We start from the raw sequence: 18037 nt of genomic DNA on the forward strand, positions 1-18037 counted from the left end.
CCCCCGTTGATGTCGATCTGTGAGCTGGAGCACAATTGACTGTGATGACGCAGTCGACAGGTCCTGAACCTGCGCTGGCGGCCGGCGAAGACCCGCGCCGCTACGCGCAGATTCTCACTGCCGTGTACGACGCGACCATGACCGGCGGCAAGTCGCCCGCGCGTCCCCGCGAGGTCATCGGTGACTCGTGGCGGCGGTTGCAGACCCTGGGAATCGACCCCGAACTGGGCAACCCCGCCGAGACGCAGATGGACGTGTCCGATCTCGAGCTCAGCCGTCGAGAATCGGGGTTGTTCGACATCCTGGACGATCTGGCCCGCGGCCTGGAATCGGTGGTGCAGGACGGGGACAACATCCTCGTCGTCGCCGATCGGCACGGCCGGGTGCTGTGGCGGAGCGGATCGACGGCCGTACTCGACCGCGCCGACGACCTCGGATTCGTCGAGGGGGCCAACTGGGCGGAGGACTCGGTGGGCACCAATGCCATCGGCACTGCGCTGGTCTCGCGGCGCGCGGTCCAGATCTTCTCGGCCGAACACTATGTGCGGAGCCATCATTCGTGGACGTGTGCCGGAGCACCCATCCGTGATCCGCGAACCGGTCAGGTACTGGGAGCCATCGACGTCAGCGGTCCGGCCAAGACGGTGCACCCCACCACCATCGCGCTGGTCGACGCCGTCGCACGGTTGGCCGAGTCCCAACTACGCGAGATTCATCGGTCCACCCTCGATCGACTGCGTTCGGTGGCCGCACCGATGCTCGCGCGGTTGCAGTCCCCGGCGCTGGCCGTCGACGCGAACGGATGGGTTGCGGCCGTCGAATCGGTGGCACTGCGCAATCGCATCCTGCTTCCCGAAGATCTGGCGACGGGCCGATTCTGGTTGCCGACCCTCGGCGTGTGCGACTTCGAGCCCCTGCCCGGTGGATGGCTGGTGCGACCCACCCCCGAGAGTTATTCCGCAGGCTCCACTTCCGGCGTCGCAGATGTGGGGTCGACGAGAATTCGCATCGACCTGCGCAATTCGCAGAAGCCTCGCGTCGAGGTCCGCAGTGAAGTGGGGGAGTGGACCCACGAGCCGACGCCCCGGCACGCCGAGATTCTGTACCTTCTCGCCACGAATCGGCACGGGCGAACGGCCGCCCAGATGGCCGCAGATCTGTTCGGCGACGACGGCCGTGCGATCACCGTGCGGGCCGAGATGTCGCGACTGCGCAAACACCTCGCCGGCATCATCTCCACGCAGCCGTATCGGTTGGACGAATCGGCGACCGTAGAGGTGATCACGCCGTCGGACATGAGTCGGTTGCTACCGCATTCGTCGGCCCCGGCGATCCGGGCGGCACGGGGCTGAGCCGTAGCGCAGAATCGAGGAATGAACCGCCTCGCCCGAATCCTCGATGCCTCGGATCCGGGACAGGTACGGCTGCGCAGTGCGTCGGCGACCACGCTCACGGTGCTGCTGGCGATGGTGACGCTGGTGTTGACCACGCGCGCCATCGGGCAGCCGGTGACGGTCGCGATGCTCGGAACCGTGGTGGCGATGCAGGCTTCGGCGGCAGTGAAGGACAAAGACCAGCACAGTCGGCTCATCACCACCGCGCTGATGGCGCTGCCTGCCTCGGCGGCAGTGACGTTGGCGGCGTTGCTCTCCGAGCTCGGCAAGGTGGCCGACGTCGGCTTCATTGCGGTGTTGTTCGCGGCCGTGTGGGTCCGCAGGTTCGGTCCTCGCGGCACTGCGCTGGGGATGGTGGCGTTCATATCGTACTTCTTCGCACTGTTTCTCCGCGCGACCCCGGGGCAGCTGCCGATGCTCATCGCAGCGATCCTCGGCGGTTTGGTGATCGCGCTGTTCGTGCGAGCGGTGATCTTCCCGGATCGGCCGATCGTGGAAGTCCGTCGGTTGCTGTTCGCCATGCGGGCGGTGTCGGTATCGGTGCTCGAGGCGGCGTCGAGGCGAGAAGACCGTGACTTGAACCTGTTGCGCCGCAGACTCGACCGGCTCGGCAACACCGCGCTGATGATCGACGACTGGCTCGACCGACACGACGCCGGTCAGTTGCTCAGTGTCACCAGCACCGATCTGTCGCTCCGCGTGTTCGACGCCCAGATCGCGACCGAACAACTCGTCAGCTCGCTCTGGGCTCTCGATCCGGCCAAGCCATGGCCCAAAGCGCTGGGCCAGGCAACAACGGCACTCGGGTCGGTCCTGCAGAACACGCCGTCCTCGGAACAGCTTCGGGCCGCCCGTCGGATGGCCGCGACGGCCGCCGAACGTGCCGATCCGTCGACCCCCGCAGGCATCGCTACGGTCTCCGCGCAGCGAGCCGTGCAGGCGCACATCGCTATTCATCACATCACCACCAACGCAGTCTCGGTTGCCGCGAGCCCCGAGCCCGAATCGACCGAGCCCGCGGCAAAGGACGAGCCGAGCGGACTGAACCCCAGCACCAAGGCCGCAATTCAGGTGGCCGTGGCCACCAGCGCGGCGACCGTGTTGGGTGAACTGGTCTCGCCCGACCGCTGGTACTGGGCGGTGCTGACGGCGTTCCTGGTGTTCACCGGGGCGTCGACTCGGGGCGAAATCCTCACGCGCGCAGGCCAACGCGTCCTCGGAACCATTGCAGGCGTGCTGGCCGGTGTGGTGATCGCCGCACTGGTGGGCAACAATCAACCGCTGCAGCTGGTGTTGATCGTCGTCTGCGTCTTCTTCGCGTTCTACCTGGTGACCGTGGCGTACGCGTTGCTGTCGTTCTTCGTCACGATTCTGCTTGCGATGCTCTACGGGCTGCTGGGCACCTTCAGTATCGAGGTGCTCGAGCTTCGTATCACCGAGACCGCCGTCGGCGGCGTGGTCGGTATCGTCTCCGCGTACTTCATCTTCTCGACCGGAACTCGAAAGACGATGGTGGACAGGGTCGATACCTACCTCGAGCAGTTGGACGCGTTGATCGAGGCCAGTGTCGAAGCGGTTGTGGCGCCGGGAGAAGAGACCGACCTGGTGGCGTCGACCCGCGCGCTCGACAACGCATTGAAGGACGTCGTGACGGCCGGAAAGCCACTCGTACTGGGGCCGACGACCCGCAGCAGGCGAGGCGCGAAACGACTGCTTCGAGTGTTGGCCGTCAGTAGCCGATCTGCCCATGCATTGGCCCGAGCAGGCGTGCTGGCCTCTCGCGCCGATGCGCAGACGGCCCCGTCGGACGACACGGCCCGGGCTCTGCGCGATGCTGCGGCTCTGGTGCGCGAGACCGTACGTCACGTCGAGGCGGCCGCGGCGGGCAAGCACGTCGAGCCGCCGGAGAAGGTCACCGAGACGACAGTCCTGGATGTCATGCTCACCTCCACCAACGCGCCCGGTCCACTGCGGGGTGCGGTGCGCGCGCTGAACACGATGAACCGAACTCTCGCGGACGTGCTGAGTCGGGGTTGACCTTGGCACGGTGACAAGGTCTTGGCTGGGCCGCATGAACTCGATGAATTCGGTAAACGGGGCACTGCACCACAGCAATCCGTCGGCTCGGCTGCGGGCCGCGCTCGATCTCGGTACGACACCGGATCTGCAGTTCCTCGACGCACTGCTGCAGCGGTGCGCCGTCGAACCGGATTTCCAGGTTCGGGAAATGTTGACGTGGGCGCTGATTCGGCTACCCGCGTCGTCGACGGTTCCGCGGTTGATCGAGGAAGTGCGATCCGGCGGGGTCCAGGCTCGCAGCCAGGCGTTGCACACGTTGTCCAAGATCAAGGATCGGGCGGCGTGGCAGGTCATCACCGAGGCGTTGATCTCCGACCCCGACGACGAAGTCGCACGTAGCGCGTGGCGAGCTGCGGTGGTTCTGGTTCCGACCGGAAGCGAAGAGCAGCTGGCCGCGATGCTGGGCACGCACCTCGGGCGAGGTGGCTACGACGTCCAGCGGAGCCTGAGTCGCGCTCTGGTCGCACTGGGTTCGGTGATCGAGCCGATGTTGCGGCACGCCGCGTCGAGCAAGGATGTTGCTGTTCGTGCCCACGCGCGGGCAACCGAGACGCTGCTCCGAGACCCGGATGCCGGGTTCGCAGTGTTCGAGGCCAAGCGTGTCGATGCCCTTGGCGTAGTCGACACGGCAGGGTGAGATAGGACGATGTTGATCGGTGAGGTGGCGCGGCGGTCCGGGGTCAGTGCGCGCATGCTCCGGCACTACGACCGGCTCGGGCTGGTGCAGCCGACCTCGCGGAGCAGTACCGGTTACCGCGAATACTCCCCGGAGGATGTTCGACGCCTGTTCCACGTCGAATCCCTGCGTTCGCTCGGTTTGTCGCTGCACGACGTCGGTCGTGCGCTGGACGATCCGAGTTTCGCGGCCTCGGGACTCGTCGACGAGCTCGCGGGCCGAGCCGAAGAACGCATCGCGCGAGCTACCGAATTGCTCACCCGGCTGCGTCGCATCGGCAGTGCCCGACCCGACGATTGGGAGGACGTGCTCGGCACGGTCGCGATGCTCGGCGATCTGCAGTCGGTGAGTGCAGGAAAGCGACAGTCGGCGGCGCTGGCGTCCGTCGGAGATCGACCCATTCCGGCGGAGGCCCTGGCCGAGGCAGTGCTGCGCGAACCCGCAACCAACGTGGCCGGCGCACTTCGGTGGGCTCTCGCACAGACGGGTGGCGATGCGATGGGGCCGCTGCGCCAGGGCCTGCACGCACCGGACCCCGAGGTGCGCCGCCGGGCCGTCGATACCGTCGTCGAGATTGCCCACCCCGACGCCACCGACGTGTTGCGCGAGGCGCTGGTCCACGACGACGAGCAGGTCAGGCGGGTCGCTGCGGTGGAGCTGGCGGCCCGGGGAGTGGCCGACGCCGTCCCGACGCTGATCGAGATGGTGCACGACGGAACGAACGATGTCGACGCCGCGGACGCACTCGGGGTGCTGGGATCCGACGCGTCGACAGTTGCGGCGTTGATGGACGGGCTAGACGATGTCGCCGTGAGGCTGCGAGTGACGCAGGCGTTGGCGAGCATCCCGGGACCGGCAGCACTGCAGGCGCTGCAGGAATTGACCGGCGACGCGGACCGATCGATTGCCCTGACGGCCCAGTACATCCTCGGCCGGAGGGAATGAGCCCTTTCGGTACCGTCGAGGTCATGAAGGCATTCGGATTGTTCGCGGCACTGCTGATCACGTTGACTGCCTGCTCCACCGCCACCACCCCGGCCGCGTCCACCGAACCCGTTGCCGATAATCAGGTCACCGTCGCCGATCGGATGTACTCGCCGAAGACACTGACCATCTCCGTGGGAGAGACCGTCACGTGGGTGTTCGCGGACAAAGGCATGGCACACAACGTCGTCGCCGACGACAACTCGTTTCGCAGTCAACTCATGGAGACCGGCCAGTTCACGCATACCTTCGACACCGCGGGCACCTTCACGTACCACTGCACGCCGCATCCGGACATGACGGCATCTATCGTCGTCGAGCCCTGAAACTCCTAGGCTCAGGGGCATGACGGCACCGACCCGATCGCGCAGCATCGCCGCACCCCTCGGTGTGGCCGCTGCGGCTGTCGGTGGTGCAGTGCTGCTGCACGTTCGCGACCCTCGCACCTCGACCTACCTTCCCTGCCCGTTCCATGCACTGACCGGACTGTGGTGCCCCGGATGCGGAGCCACCCGTGCTCTGGGTGACCTCAGCCGCGGAGACGTCGCGGCGGCCGCGTCGAGCAATGTCGTTGCGGTTGTCCTTGCGATCGTTGCGGTCGGGGTGTGGGCGCTGTGGCTTCGAGCGCGCTGGACCGGCCGTTCGCTGCCGCGCCCGCGCTTCACCCGTCCGACGGTGATCGTCCTGATCGCTGTTCTCGCCGCCTTCACAGTGGTGCGCAACACCTCGTGGGGCAGCGCAATCGCCCCGACCTGAACCGAAGGAAATGCTGTGCTGCTGGAAATCTTCTCGATCATCGTGCTGCTGGGCGTACTCATCGCGCTCATCCCCACTGCCCGACGCGTGTTCAAGAAAGGTGACGACGAATGAGCGATTCCCTGAAGGACCGGGTGCGAGCGAAGCTGCTCGCACAACTCGCCGACGACGGTGGAACGGCCGCCGAGCAGGCCGAGGGCGACGACCCGCGGCTCAACGCACTGCGCGACGACCTGGAGGCACTCGAGTCGGCGCAGGACGGGGATCCGGTGATCGACGACATCGCCGCACGCCACTGGGTGCCCTGACCGTTCTGCCCCTGGGGAGTCAATGTGACGTTCGGTGGCCTTTTCGGTAGTCAATGTCACGTCGAGTGGACTTTTTCGGGTCCCGAATTGGTGCACAGTTGAGGTGCATCTAGTATCTATGTTGTGCTCGAGACGAAATCTGCCGCCGATACGGCGTATGCGACGGTCAAAGAGCTCATCGTTTCGGGTGATCTGCCCGGCGGTGAGCTCGTCAGCGAGGGTGAAATCGCGACTCGGCTCGAGATCAGTCGCACGCCCGTACGCGAGGCGTTTCTGCGTCTTCAGGTAGAGGGGTGGATGCGTCTGTACCCCAAGCGCGGGGCACTGGTGGTGCCGATCGCGGTGGGTGAGGCGGAGAGTGTCGTCGATGCGCGTCGCCTCGTTGAGGCAGGAAGTGTTCGCGCGTTCATCGGCGACGTCACCGCCCGGACATCTGTGGTGAACGCGCTACGCGAGAACCTGCAGCTGCAGGAGAAGTTGGCGGTCGACGGCACCGCCGCGCAGTTCAGCGCAGTCGACGCCGACTTTCATCGCACCGTCGTCCGAGCCGGTGGCAATCCCTTGCTCGACGCGTTCTACGACGGACTTCGCGAGCGTCAGCGCCGGATGACCGCAGCCTCGGTGACGCGCGATCCGGGTCAGATCTCGCGCATCGTCGACGACCATCGCCGACTCACCGACCTGATCGAGGCCGGCGACGCAGACGGATTCGAGCGGGCCGTCGAACAACACATGCTCGGGGTGCACGGCCTACGACCGGACAGGTCAGTCGGAGCAAACAGGGGGGGAACACGATGAGTGAAACGCTCACGAACGAACGAGACATCGAGCTGACTGCGCGACGCTGGCTGCTGGTCGCGTCGGGCATGTTCGCCGTCGCCTGGGGCGGTAACGAGTTCACGCCGTTGTTGGTGATGTACCGGCTCGATCACGGCTTCTCGGCCGTGGTGGTCGATACGTTCCTGTTCGCCTACGTCCTGGGCATCATTCCGGCGATGCTGATCTGCGGGCCGCTGTCCGATCGACTCGGCCGACGCCCGATCATGTTGCCCGCCCCCGCAATTGCCGCGGCCGGTTCCATTCTGATAGCACTCGGACCCGACAACGCCTTCATGCTCTTCGGTGGCCGTGTGCTCAGCGGCATCGCACTCGGAATCGGCATGGCCGTGGGCGGCAGCTGGGTCAAGGAACTCTCCAGCCGCGATGCCACCGCCAAGCCCGGTGCCGGAGCGCGCCGAGCCGCGATGTCGCTGACGGCGGGCTTTGCCCTCGGTGCCGGAGTTGCCGGTGTGCTCGCGCAATGGGCACCGTGGCCGACGCACCTCGCCTACAGCGTGCACGTGCTCATCTGCATCGTCGCCGGCGTCGGCATGCTCTCCGTTCCCGAAACACGCACCGCGACAGTGACATCGAAGAGCAAGAAGCTGCTCGACGACCTGAGGATCCCGTCTGCTTCGCACCGCCGGTTCCTGTTCGTCGTGCTGCCGTTGGCACCGTGGGTGTTCGGTGCCGCAAGCGTCGCCTACGCGGTGCTGCCGTCACTGATGGCGGATGCTCTGGCCGACGAGCCCGGGGGCGGCTATCCCGTGGCCCTCTCGGCGGCGATGGCGGTGATCGCCCTCGGCTCCGGATTTGCGATCCAGGCCGTCGGGCGACGGATCGACACACCCGCCAGTGCGCGAGGCGCTCTGGTTGCACTGACTCTGTTGGTGGTCGGCATGGCTGTCGCGGCGTGGGCGGCGTCGGTGCTGACCATTGCCGCAGCGCTGATCGCGGCAGCGGTACTCGGATGTGGATACGGCATGGCTTTGGTTTCGGGTCTGCAAGAGGTGCAACGTATTGCGGGCCCCGACGATCTCGCGGGCCTCACCGCAGTGTTCTATTCACTGACATACCTGGGCTTCGCGGTGCCTGCCGTGCTGTCGGCGCTCACCGAGACCTGGCCCGGCGTGGTGACCTACCCGATCATCTTCGGATTCGGCGCGGTGATGGCTGGAATCTGCGGCCTGGTGGTGCGATCGAACACGTCTGCTCACTTGCCGAGCGCGTAGAGGCGGTTCGGCTCTAGGATCAGCGGCATCATGCTGCAGTCCGCGCGCACTGTCCCGCCGCACCGAGTGCCTTCGACGGCGGCGCTCGCGGCTGCAACCGCATGGAACCGACGCGAGGCGTACTGGTTTCTGATCGCCGTGATCGTGCCGGCTGCCTGCTGGTCGAGGTATCCCGAGCTGGTGCCGTACTTGTTCGCGATCGTTCTGTTCGGGGCGCTGGTGTGTCGCTGGAGACGGATCGGTCAGTGGATGTCGATGCTGCGATGGGGAGTGATTGCAGACGTCGAGACCGTGGACACGGCACTGCGCGGCGACCGCAACCTTCGGCTCGCGCACGCGACCGGCTGGAACGTCCAACGACGTTGGTACACAGGCGTTGTGACCGAGTCTGCGGTGCGGTACCGGGCTGGGGAGGCGCGCGGTCACCTGTTCGTTCGGGGACTGCCGTTCACCACAGGGGTGGTGCTCGTGCACTCGAAGCAACCGGCCGCAGCGATGGTCATCAGCGACTTCCCCTGCGATCTGCAACTGGACGGCAAGGGACGCTGGGCGGCGTCGTTCCCGCACGGCTTCTGGCGTCAAGCACTGGCAACGACGGCACTGTACGGCTACGCGGTTGCTGGGTTGACGGTGTCGCTCGGGTATCGCTGACGCCGGCCGATTCGAGGGCGCGACCTACGGCAACGACGGCAACTGCTTGTCGATCAACCATGCGTCCCACAGAGTTCGGGGGCAACCGAAGCGGGAGGCGAGGTCGGTGAAGTCCGCGGTCGCCACCGTCGAGTAGCGGTACTTGGAGGTCCATTCCTGGATCAGTCCGAAGAAGCGCTCGTCGCCGATGGTGCGCCGGACCGCGTGCAGTGCGAGAGCACCGCGCTTGTAGACGCGATCGTCGAAGATGCGCTCGGGCCCAGGATCGGTGAGCTGCAGATCCATGGCCAGACCACGCTGAATGGTGTGCGCGCGCTTGGCCTTGTCGTGAGCTGTTGCGCCGCCGGAGTTCTCGGCCCAGATCCACTCCGAGTAACACGCGAATCCCTCGTGCAGCCAGATGTCGGCCCACTTGCCGAGGGTCAGCGAATTGCCGAACCACTGGTGCGCCAACTCGTGTGCCACCAGACGCTCGTAGTACCGGGAACCCGAACAGTGATTGGCCCCGAAGATCGACAGCCCCTGCGCCTCGATCGGAATCTCGAGATCGTCGTCGGTCACCACCACGGTGTACGACGCGAAAGGGTAAGGGCCGTACAGCCGTACGAAAGTGTCCATCATCTGCGGCTGACGGCCGAAATCGTGGTCGAACTGTGCGCGCAGTCGCGGGGGAGTGATCGCCTTCATCGGCACCGGCCCCGGGCTGACGATGCGATGCTCGTACGGACCGATCTGGATGGTCGCGAGATACGTGGCCATCGGCTCGGGCTGCTCGTACACCCACGTGGTGCGGCTGGCACGAGTTTGCTTGCGCACCAACGTTCCGTTGGCCACCGCGTAGTACGGCGAATCGGTGGTGATGGTGATGCCGTAGCTGGCCTTGGACACCGGATGATCGTCACACGGAAACCACGACGCAGCACCGTTCGGCTGACTCGCGACGATCGATCCCTCGGTGAGCTCTTCCCAGCCGACCTCACCCCACAAACCGTTGATCGGCTTGGGAGTTCCGCCGTACGCCACCGTCACCACCAATGCCGCACCCGAGGCGATCGGTTTGGCGGGCGTGATCTTCAACTTGCCGCGTTGATGGGTGAACTTCACCGAACGCGAACCGTTGACCGATACCTTCGTCACGTTCATCGCCGGGCCGAGATCGAACGCGAACTTCGACACCGTCGCAGTGGTGACCGCCGTGATCTTCGCCTTGCCCGTCAACCGGTTGCTCTCCACCTTGTACTCGAGGTCGAGCTCGTAGCGTGAGACGCGGTAGCCGCGGTTGCCGTTCTGCGGAAGATACGTGTCGATCGGGTTGTCGCTGGAATCGACGTCGAACACCGGTGCCACCAATCTGCCTCCCACGATCACCCCTCGTTTCGGTCGTCGCGAATACGCGGAAAGGGATCACCCTTGGCCCACGGCGCGATCGGATTGCCTTGCCAACGAGTATGCGCGGGAACCGTATCGCCGCGCATCACCAGGGAGGCAGGCCCCACCGTCGCACCTTCACCTATACCCGAAGCGGGCAATGCGACACAGTGCGGTCCCAAAGTTGCGCCTGCGCCGAGATCGACAGTGTCCATGGACATGATCCGATCATGGAACAGGTGCGTCTGCACAACGCACCCTCGGTTGACCGTCGCACCGTCGGCCAACGTCACCAGATCGGCCTCCGGCAGCCAGTACGTCTCACACCAGACACCGCGGCCGATGTCCGCGCCGAGCCACCGCAGCCACATGTTCAGCACGGCGGTGCCCTCGGCTGCGCGTGCGAACCACGGCGCGGCGACGGTCTCGACGAACGTGTCGGCCACCTCGTTGCGCCACACGAACGAGCTCCACAGCGGGTGGTCGGTCTTGCCGATCCGGCCCACCCACAACCACTTCGCCAACGCCGACACTGCCGCAGCCACGAAACCGGCGACGAGCAGCACGACGCCACTGAGCAGCGCAGCCAACCAGTACCCGACGGAGTCGGCGATGGCGGTGAGCCCGAACAGCACCCCGAGCCCGATGCCGAACGTCACGACGACGGGAATCAACCGGCATGTCTCGACGAGTGCACGGGCGATCTTCAACTTCCTGGGCGGATCGAACGTGCGCGACGAGTCCGCGCTACCGGCCGCCCGACGCAATCGCACCGGTGGGCTGCCGAGCCACGACGAGCCCGACTTCGCCTTGTCCGGCGTCGCCGACAGCACCGCGACCAAGCCGTTCTTCGGAACGGTTCGCCCTGGCCCGGTCATGCCGGAGTTACCGAGAAACGCCCGCTTGCCCACTTTGGCGTCGCCCAGATGCATCCAGCCGCCGCCGAGTTCGTAGCTGGCGACCATGGTGTCGTCGGCCAGGAAGGCACCGTCGGCGACGGTGGTGAACTTGGGGATCATCAGCACGGTCGACGCTTCGACGTCCTTGCCGATCTTCGCGCCGAGGAGTCGGAGCCAGTGCGGTGTCAGCAACGATGCGTAGAGCGGAAAGAGAAACGTGCGCGCCGAGTCCATCAACCGTTCGGTGGCCCAGACCTGCCAGCCGATACGGCTGCGCACCGGGTGGTATCCGCCGACGAGTCCGATGCTGAGCAACCGGACTGCGACAACGGTGATCAGTGCGAACACCGCCAGTGACACCAGAGTGGCGACGGGCAACATCACCAGTCCACGTTGGAAGGCGTCGAGCACGGAGTCGGCAGTGTGAATCCACCAGCCCATGAGCACCAGGCTGACACCGATGGAGAACAGTGCCATGCCCGAGAGGAACAGGGATGCGACGCCGTACGCGAACACCCAATGGGTCGCGCGCGGAGGTGTCTCGGCGGGCCACGGATGATCGGCCTTGCCGACCTTCTGCGCCGGCGAACCGGACCACATCTGCCCGGCCTTGACTCGGCCGACGACGGCAGAGCCGGCGGTGACAACCGCGTTCTTACCGACCTTGGTTCCGGGAAGGAGTGTCGAGCGGGCACCGACAGTGGCACCGGCACCGATCTCGATGCCGCCGATGTAGACGAGATCGCCGTCGATCCAATGCCCGGACAGATCCACCTCGGGCTCGATGGAACAGCCGTCGCCCAGCTCGAGCATGCCGGTGACCGGCGGCAGCGTATGCAGGTCGACGCCTTTGCCGATCTTCGAACCGAGAGCGCGCGCGTAATAGACCATCCACGGCGCACCCGAAAGATTGGAGGCACCGCTGGCATCGGTCAATCGTGTTGCCGCCCAAAGCCTTATGTGCATGCTCCCGCCGCGCTTGTATGCACCGGGTTTCAACCCGGCCAACAGGACGCGAGATCCGATCACCGAAATCGCCATCCGCCCGACCGGCGTGATGAACAGGACGAAGGCGAGCAGAATCCACCACCACGACAGCGTCGGAGCCCACGACACGTCGCCGAACCACGACATGACGTTGAACAGCAGCCCCAGCCAGGTGACCCACTGCAACCCGGTCAAGGTGGTCAACGGAACCGTCGCCAGAATCTGCGCCCATTGGGCGGTGCGCGATGTGGGGGCGACCTCACGCGGAACGGCCTCGACGACCGGCTTCAGGTCGTCGAGATACTGTGCGAGCGAACCCAATCGGGGATGGTCGTACAACTGCGCGACGGTGACCTCGGGGAACCGCTCACGCAGTGCCGTCACCAGCTGCGCGGCCGAGAGCGATCCGCCGCCGTTGGCGAAGAAATCGGCGTTCTCGTCGGACACCTGAGCACCGAGGATGTTGGTCCACAGCTGCGCCACCCACCCCGCCGTGCCGCCGAGCGCCGACGCACCCGCCAATCCGGGCAGTGGCCACGGCAGAGCATTGCGGTCGACCTTGCCCGAGGTGCGCGTGGGCATCTCGTCGACCAATGCGAGGCGCGGTACGAGCGCCGACGGAAGCTGCTCGGCCAACAGTGTTCGGGCGGCCTCGAGATCGAAATCGGGGTCGGTGCTGGCGAGATAGCCGACCAGAACCGAGTTTCCCGCACCGGTCTTGCGCACGGCCGCAGCAGCACCGCTGACGCCCGGAAGTGCTTGCAGCGCATTGTCTATCTCGCCGAGTTCGATGCGTCGACCACCGAGCTTGATCTGATCGTCGGCGCGGCCCTGAAAGAGCAGGCCCTCGAGTTCGAGCTTGACCAAATCGCCGCTCCGATACGCCCGCTCCCATCCGAGTGAGGGCATGGGCGCGTACTTCTCGGCGTCCTTGGCCGGATCGAGATACCGCGCCAGTCCGACGCCGCCGATGACGAGTTCTCCGATGTCACCGACCTGTACCGGAGCGCCCGACGCGTCTACCACGGCCAGGTCCCACCCGTCGAGGGGCAGACCAATCCGGACGGGACCCTTCCCGTCCATGATGGCCGCGCACGCGACGACCGTTGCTTCGGTGGGGCCGTAGGTGTTCCAGACCTCGCGGCCCTCGACGGCGAGTCGCTCGGCCAGCTCCGGGGGGCATGCTTCACCGCCGAAGATGAGCAGCCGCACCGCCTCGAGTGCGACCGCGGGCCACAGCGACGCGAGGGTCGGCACCGTCGAGACGACACTGATGTCGCGGGAGACGAGCCACGGACCGAGATCGAAACCGGATCGCACCAGCGAACGCGGCGCGGGCACAAGGCAGGCACCGTGTCGCCACGCCAGCCACATCTCTTCGCACGACGCGTCGAACGCCACCGACAGGCCGGCGAGCACGCGGTCGCCGGGGCCCAGTGGATCCTTCTGCAGAAACATGCGCGCCTCGGCGTCGACGAACGCCGCCGCATTGCGATGACTGACCGCAACGCCCTTGGGTGTGCCGGTGGAACCCGAGGTGAAGATGACCCATGCATCGTCCTCGGGAGTGGGTGGCACAGCATTGTGTTCGGGTTCGTCCTGAGGGATGTCCTGCTTGGGGGCGGTCCCGGCCGCGATACCGCCTGCGGTGACGATGGCCGTCACCTTGGCCTCCCCGAAGACCAGCTCGGCGCGCTCTTCGGGGTCGTCCGCGTCGACCGGAACGTAGGCAGCACCGGCCGCGAGGATGGACAGAATGGCCACGTAGAGCGAAAAGGAACCCGACGGCATGCGGATGCCGACGCGATCGCCGCGCCGGACGCCGGCATCGGCGAGCCACTTGGCACCCTCGGCGATGTCGTCCAACAATTCGGAGTAGCTGACCGACACGGCACCGTCGTCGATGGCGGGGGCGTCGGGAAAACGATGGGCGGTGTCTCGGAGAACGTCGATGAGCGTCCGGGCGGGAGGAGCGAGAGACGAGCGAAGAAACGCCGCCGGTGCAGGCGCGATGTCCGCGCTCGAACCCGGCAGATCGTTCTCTTGATGCACAGACAACCGGGCGTCCTTATCGATTCGTTGGCAAGTGACTCTGTGGTGCTGGTGAGCAGCAGCGCCGTTGGTTATCTCACGTTCTGTTTGCCAGCAGGTGAACGAGCGCGCGTTCCCACCGCGGAAATCCTACTGCTGCACACGTGTGAGTCCCGGCTTGACAAAACCGCAGCGGGTTTGCAAAGGTTTTGTCCACGGTCACGAGTACCAGCATCAAGCCCCGGCTCGCTGGTCGGCAACCCTCCTCCGCGGTGGGGTGCTCCGGGTGACGACCAGGCTGTTGCCGGAAAACCGGCGCGGCAAGCGCGGACTCGTTCACGAACTCTTCGGTTGCGGGTCCCTCGAACGTGAGGGCTTGATCTGTCATGACATCTGTACTTTCCCGCCCCTGTGCTCCTTTTGCCCCTGTTTCGGGCACGGATCTGCAGGTACCCCTGGTGCAGGGTGGCTCGTGCACGTACGCCAACTTCGACTACGCGGCCAGCGCGCCGGCCCTGGCGGCAGTGACCGATCGGATCGCGGACCTGCTGCCGTTCTACTCGAGCGTGCATCGAGGTGCCGGCTACGCCTCGCGCGTTTCGACGGCTGCCTACGAGAAGGCTCGGGTGACCGTCGCAGATTTTGTTGGTGCGCAGAAGGATTCGGTAGTGGTGTTCACGCGGAACACCACCGACTCGCTCAATCTGCTAGCCGCGTGTGTGCCGGGCGACACCGTAGTGCTCGATATCGAGCACCACGCGAACCTGCTTCCGTGGCGTGATCGCCGCGTCGTGGTGGCCGCGTCGACACTGGCCGAGACCATCGACCGACTCGACGCCGAGCTGGCCGTGAAACCTGCTGCACTGCTGGCGATCACGGGTGCGTCGAACGTCACCGGCGAGGTTCTTCCCATTGCGGAACTCGCAGCTCTGGCACATCGGCACGGCGCGCGGATCGCGGTGGACGGTGCTCAGCTGGTTCCGCATCGCCGCATCGACATCGCTGCCCTCGGCGTGGACTACCTCGCCTTCTCCGGGCACAAGCTGTACGCGCCGTTCGGTGCGGGAGTGCTTGTGGGCGCACGTGATTGGCTCGACGCCGGTGAGCCGCACCTGGCCGGTGGCGGCGCGGTACGCAGCGTGAGCATCGACCACACGGAGTGGGCCCCAGCACCTCAGCGGCACGAGGCAGGCACTCCCAACGTGCTCGGAGTTGCCGCACTGGCTGCAGCCTGTGAGGCCATCGCGGGATTCGACGACGCCGAGCTGCAGGCACACGAGCACGAATTGTCGTCCCGACTGCGGGCCGGCCTGGCTGCTCTGGACGGCGTCGAACTACTGCAGGTGTGGGCCGACGCGCCCGACACCGTCGGCATCGTCACCTTCACGGTGGCCGGACGCGACCCGGGTGAGGTGGCCGCGTACCTCTCGGCCGAGCACGGCATCGGAGTGCGGGACGGAAAGTTCTGCGCGCATCCACTGCTCCGCCGACTGGGCCATGCAGACGGCGCGGTTCGAGCCAGCATCGGCCTCGGCAGCTCGTCGGCCGATGTGGATCGACTCGTCGGCGCACTCGCCGCTCTGGTCGAGTCGGGACCGAACTGGCACTACGCGGAGGACGCCGGCTGGTGGAACCCCGTACCCGACCCGCGACCGTTCCCAGACCTCGCCGATGGGGCGGCCGGGGTTGGATCCCCGTGCACCCCTTCGGACGGTTAGCATGGCGTCATGACCGTGAGTGTCGCGTGGCTGGGCAACCGCCACTGGTGCAACAGATACGTGGATCTGTGCCGCACTGCGTCCGGCTCGTGTTCGATTTCGGCTCCGCTCCGACCGAATGCGTTCTCCGACTTCTAGAATCAGGACCACCACTCATGTCGCACAACCACACTCGCGTCGCCGTCGAAATCGACTCGATCTGGTCCGAACTGACGCTGGGTCCGGACGCGGACATCGTCCGAATCCAGGCCTCCGACCTGCGGGAAGCACAGCAGCAACGCGCGCGGCTACGCGCAGAAGCCGTCGAGCGCGGCGAGTCGGCCGACGGTACAGCTGTGTTCCTCGACCTCGAGATCCACATCGCGGCCGATGCTCGGACGGCTCGTCGCGAGTTCGCCGGACTGGACGCGCCGATCAGCCCGTCGTCCATCCGCTACGTCGGCACACCGTCGGGATTGGCCAGTCTGATCTCCGACGTCACCGCGGCCGACGTCGCCGACGGGGTGACGTTGACAGTGCTCGGCGATGTGGCTCGCCAGGCGGTTCTGGTCAACAACGCTGTACTGCCGCTGCTCGAATCCCGCGGGACCAGACTCGACATCGACGTCGTCGACACGGTCCTCGGCGCACCGATCGCCCCGACGCTCGCATCCTGACCAGACGGTCAGGTGACGTCGATCGCCAAGCCCGCGGTGATCCGCAACAACTCGGTGTACGTCGACCGAAAGATCGTGTTGGTGTGGCCTGCCGCGGCCCACACCTCGGGGTGACCGGCCAGATCCTGGTCGACGAAGGTGTCCAGGTTCGTGGGGTGGCCGACCGGTGCGATACCACCGATCGGCTGCCCGGTCGCGTGTTTGGCCGTGTCGAGATCGGCCCGTGCCAACCTGCCACCGAGACGCTCACCCGTGTGCCCGAGATGGACATTGTGTGCTCCGGACACGAGCAACAGCACCGGCTCGTCGTCGAGTAGAAACACCATCGACTTCACGATCGCACCCACCTCGACACCCAGTGCCGCAGCGGCATCGGCGGCAGTGTGGGTGCCCTCCGGACTGTTCACCACCACTCCGTGATGACCACGTGAAATCAGAGTGTCGGCCACATGGGCTGCATTCGGATGAAGTAGCCGGGACATGACCCAACCCTATTGCCCCGCGACCGTTTACGCAGATGCGTCCAGATCACCGAACAGTCTCAATCGCGCCATGCCGCCGTCGGGGAAGATGTCCATTCGAACCTCGGAGACCGGAGTCTCGTGGTCGAGTACGAAGCGATGCCGGGTGTCGGGCTGCAACGTCGTTCGCGGCAACAGCTCGATCCATTCGCCGTCGCCGAGCCGGCCGCGCAACGATGCGGCACCCGGCGCATTGCCGAGGAAGCACGTGGTGTCGAGCTCGGCGAGGCGGACGAGTCCGGTGCCCGCCAGCTGCACCTGGACCCAGTCGTTCGCATCGTTGCGTCGACGCGAGGTCTCCCAGCCCTCACCCATCGACCGCGGAGGGCCGGGGAACAGCAGATTGTTGGGGGAGCTGTAGAACATGTTGGAGCATGCCGAGACGTAGGCACCGTTCTCGAGTGCGGCCAGGTCGACCGGCCCGGCCGCGAGGAACTTGGGGTCGGGCTTGCCGCGGCCGAGTACTCGCAGGCGAGCAACTCCGCCGTCGGGATAGATCGACAGCTTCACGTGCGTCCACCGAGCGTCGGAGGTGACCTGGAATCTGTTCTCGCTGTCACCGTTGACCGGACTACGGGCGACGATGGTGGTCCACTCGGTCTGCGTGCGTAGCTCGTCCGGGGAGGCAAACCCCTCGACCTCGGCGGCCTCGATCGAGATTTCCGGCGGATAGTTGCCGGTGAACCACGAGGTGTCGACGACGATCGCCGATACGACGCCGGGTGCCCCGAGACGCACGATGGCCTCGTCGTATCCGGCCTCACGTCGCCGACGCGTCTCCCAGCCGTCGTAGATCTGACCCTTGTGCCCGAACGTCGCCGTCGAATAGTCGGCTTTGCCCGGACTGACGAGATTCTCCTTCTCCGCGAACGTCTCGTCGTTCGCCCACACCACTGCGCCTCCGAGAGTGCGGACGGCGAGATCTGGCAGGGGCAGGGGGAAGGTGGCAGTCATGGGA

The 18037-nt window shown here is 66.0% G+C and carries 16 protein-coding genes and 1 riboswitch; of the genes, 12 read left to right on the top strand and 4 right to left on the bottom strand.

Features of this window, described 5'->3' with window-relative positions:
* Window positions 1-44: 44 nt before the first annotated feature.
* The 10 genes from CH305_RS12305 to CH305_RS12350 all read left to right on the top strand — a co-directional run bounded on the left by CH305_RS12305 (window position 45) and on the right by CH305_RS12350 (window position 8899).
* Window positions 45-1352, top strand: coding sequence for a GAF domain-containing protein (locus CH305_RS12305; RefSeq protein ID WP_094703855.1), 1308 nt, complete (start codon window positions 45-47; stop codon window positions 1350-1352).
* 21 nt (window positions 1353-1373) lie between these two features.
* Window positions 1374-3431, top strand: a complete 2058-nt coding sequence (locus tag CH305_RS12310) for an FUSC family protein (protein WP_094703856.1) — start codon at window positions 1374-1376, stop codon at window positions 3429-3431.
* A 43-nt stretch (window positions 3432-3474) separates the two neighbouring features.
* Window positions 3475-4110: a HEAT repeat domain-containing protein gene (locus CH305_RS12315; protein ID WP_218828589.1), complete on the top strand. Its 636-nt coding sequence runs from the start codon at window positions 3475-3477 to the stop codon at window positions 4108-4110.
* 9 nt (window positions 4111-4119) lie between these two features.
* Window positions 4120-5094 carry a HEAT repeat domain-containing protein gene (locus tag CH305_RS12320; RefSeq protein ID WP_094703858.1) on the top strand — a complete coding sequence of 325 codons (975 nt, stop codon included), beginning with the start codon at window positions 4120-4122 and terminating at the stop codon, window positions 5092-5094.
* A gap of 23 nt (window positions 5095-5117) precedes the next feature.
* The gene (locus CH305_RS12325) at window positions 5118-5459 is read left to right on the top strand and encodes a plastocyanin/azurin family copper-binding protein (RefSeq protein WP_094703984.1); all 342 of its coding nucleotides are present in this window, start codon (window positions 5118-5120) and stop codon (window positions 5457-5459) included.
* A gap of 19 nt (window positions 5460-5478) precedes the next feature.
* On the top strand, window positions 5479-5889 hold the full coding sequence (locus CH305_RS12330) for a DUF2752 domain-containing protein (protein ID WP_032403751.1): 411 nt from the start codon (window positions 5479-5481) through the stop codon (window positions 5887-5889).
* 110 nt (window positions 5890-5999) lie between these two features.
* Window positions 6000-6197 (top strand): hypothetical protein, encoded by a 198-nt coding sequence (locus CH305_RS12335; protein ID WP_032380110.1) that lies wholly within the window; start codon window positions 6000-6002, stop codon window positions 6195-6197.
* 123 nt (window positions 6198-6320) lie between these two features.
* Entirely contained in the window at window positions 6321-6995 is a 675-nt protein-coding gene (locus CH305_RS12340; RefSeq protein ID WP_094703859.1) for a GntR family transcriptional regulator, read from the top strand.
* Window positions 6992-8248, top strand: coding sequence for an MFS transporter (locus CH305_RS12345; protein WP_094703860.1), 1257 nt, complete (start codon window positions 6992-6994; stop codon window positions 8246-8248). The genes CH305_RS12340 and CH305_RS12345 overlap by 4 nt, the downstream gene beginning before the upstream one ends.
* Window positions 8249-8278: 30 nt before the next feature.
* Window positions 8279-8899, top strand: coding sequence for a hypothetical protein (locus tag CH305_RS12350; protein WP_094703861.1), 621 nt, complete (start codon window positions 8279-8281; stop codon window positions 8897-8899).
* 24 nt (window positions 8900-8923) lie between these two features.
* Here CH305_RS12350 and CH305_RS12355 read toward each other — a convergent pair whose 3' ends face one another.
* Together CH305_RS12355 and CH305_RS12360 are read right to left on the bottom strand one after the other, a co-directional pair.
* A complete protein-coding gene (locus CH305_RS12355; protein ID WP_094703985.1) occupies window positions 8924-10261 on the bottom strand; it encodes a M1 family metallopeptidase in 1338 nt (445 codons plus the stop codon).
* A 2-nt stretch (window positions 10262-10263) separates the two neighbouring features.
* Window positions 10264-14205, bottom strand: coding sequence for a Pls/PosA family non-ribosomal peptide synthetase (locus tag CH305_RS12360; RefSeq protein ID WP_080734308.1), 3942 nt, complete (start codon window positions 14203-14205; stop codon window positions 10264-10266).
* A 196-nt stretch (window positions 14206-14401) separates the two neighbouring features.
* Window positions 14402-14517, top strand: a riboswitch (SAM riboswitch).
* A 53-nt stretch (window positions 14518-14570) separates the two neighbouring features.
* On the opposite strand from CH305_RS12360, the gene CH305_RS12365 reads away from it, so the two are divergent.
* Window positions 14571-15902, top strand: coding sequence for an aminotransferase class V-fold PLP-dependent enzyme (locus CH305_RS12365; protein ID WP_094703862.1), 1332 nt, complete (start codon window positions 14571-14573; stop codon window positions 15900-15902).
* Window positions 15903-16057: 155 nt separating this feature from the next.
* Window positions 16058-16558 (top strand): hypothetical protein, encoded by a 501-nt coding sequence (locus CH305_RS12370; protein WP_094703863.1) that lies wholly within the window; start codon window positions 16058-16060, stop codon window positions 16556-16558.
* An 8-nt stretch (window positions 16559-16566) separates the two neighbouring features.
* Here CH305_RS12370 and CH305_RS12375 read toward each other — a convergent pair whose 3' ends face one another.
* Together CH305_RS12375 and alc are read right to left on the bottom strand one after the other, a co-directional pair.
* Window positions 16567-17040 (bottom strand): YbaK/EbsC family protein, encoded by a 474-nt coding sequence (locus CH305_RS12375; RefSeq protein WP_094703864.1) that lies wholly within the window; start codon window positions 17038-17040, stop codon window positions 16567-16569.
* 27 nt (window positions 17041-17067) lie between these two features.
* Window positions 17068-18033: an allantoicase gene (gene alc / locus CH305_RS12380; protein WP_032403757.1), complete on the bottom strand. Its 966-nt coding sequence runs from the start codon at window positions 18031-18033 to the stop codon at window positions 17068-17070.
* Between the last annotated feature and the right edge of the window lie 4 nt (window positions 18034-18037).

The organism is Rhodococcus sp. 15-649-2-2 (assembly GCF_002258645.1).
Classification (GTDB): domain Bacteria; phylum Actinomycetota; class Actinomycetes; order Mycobacteriales; family Mycobacteriaceae; genus Rhodococcoides.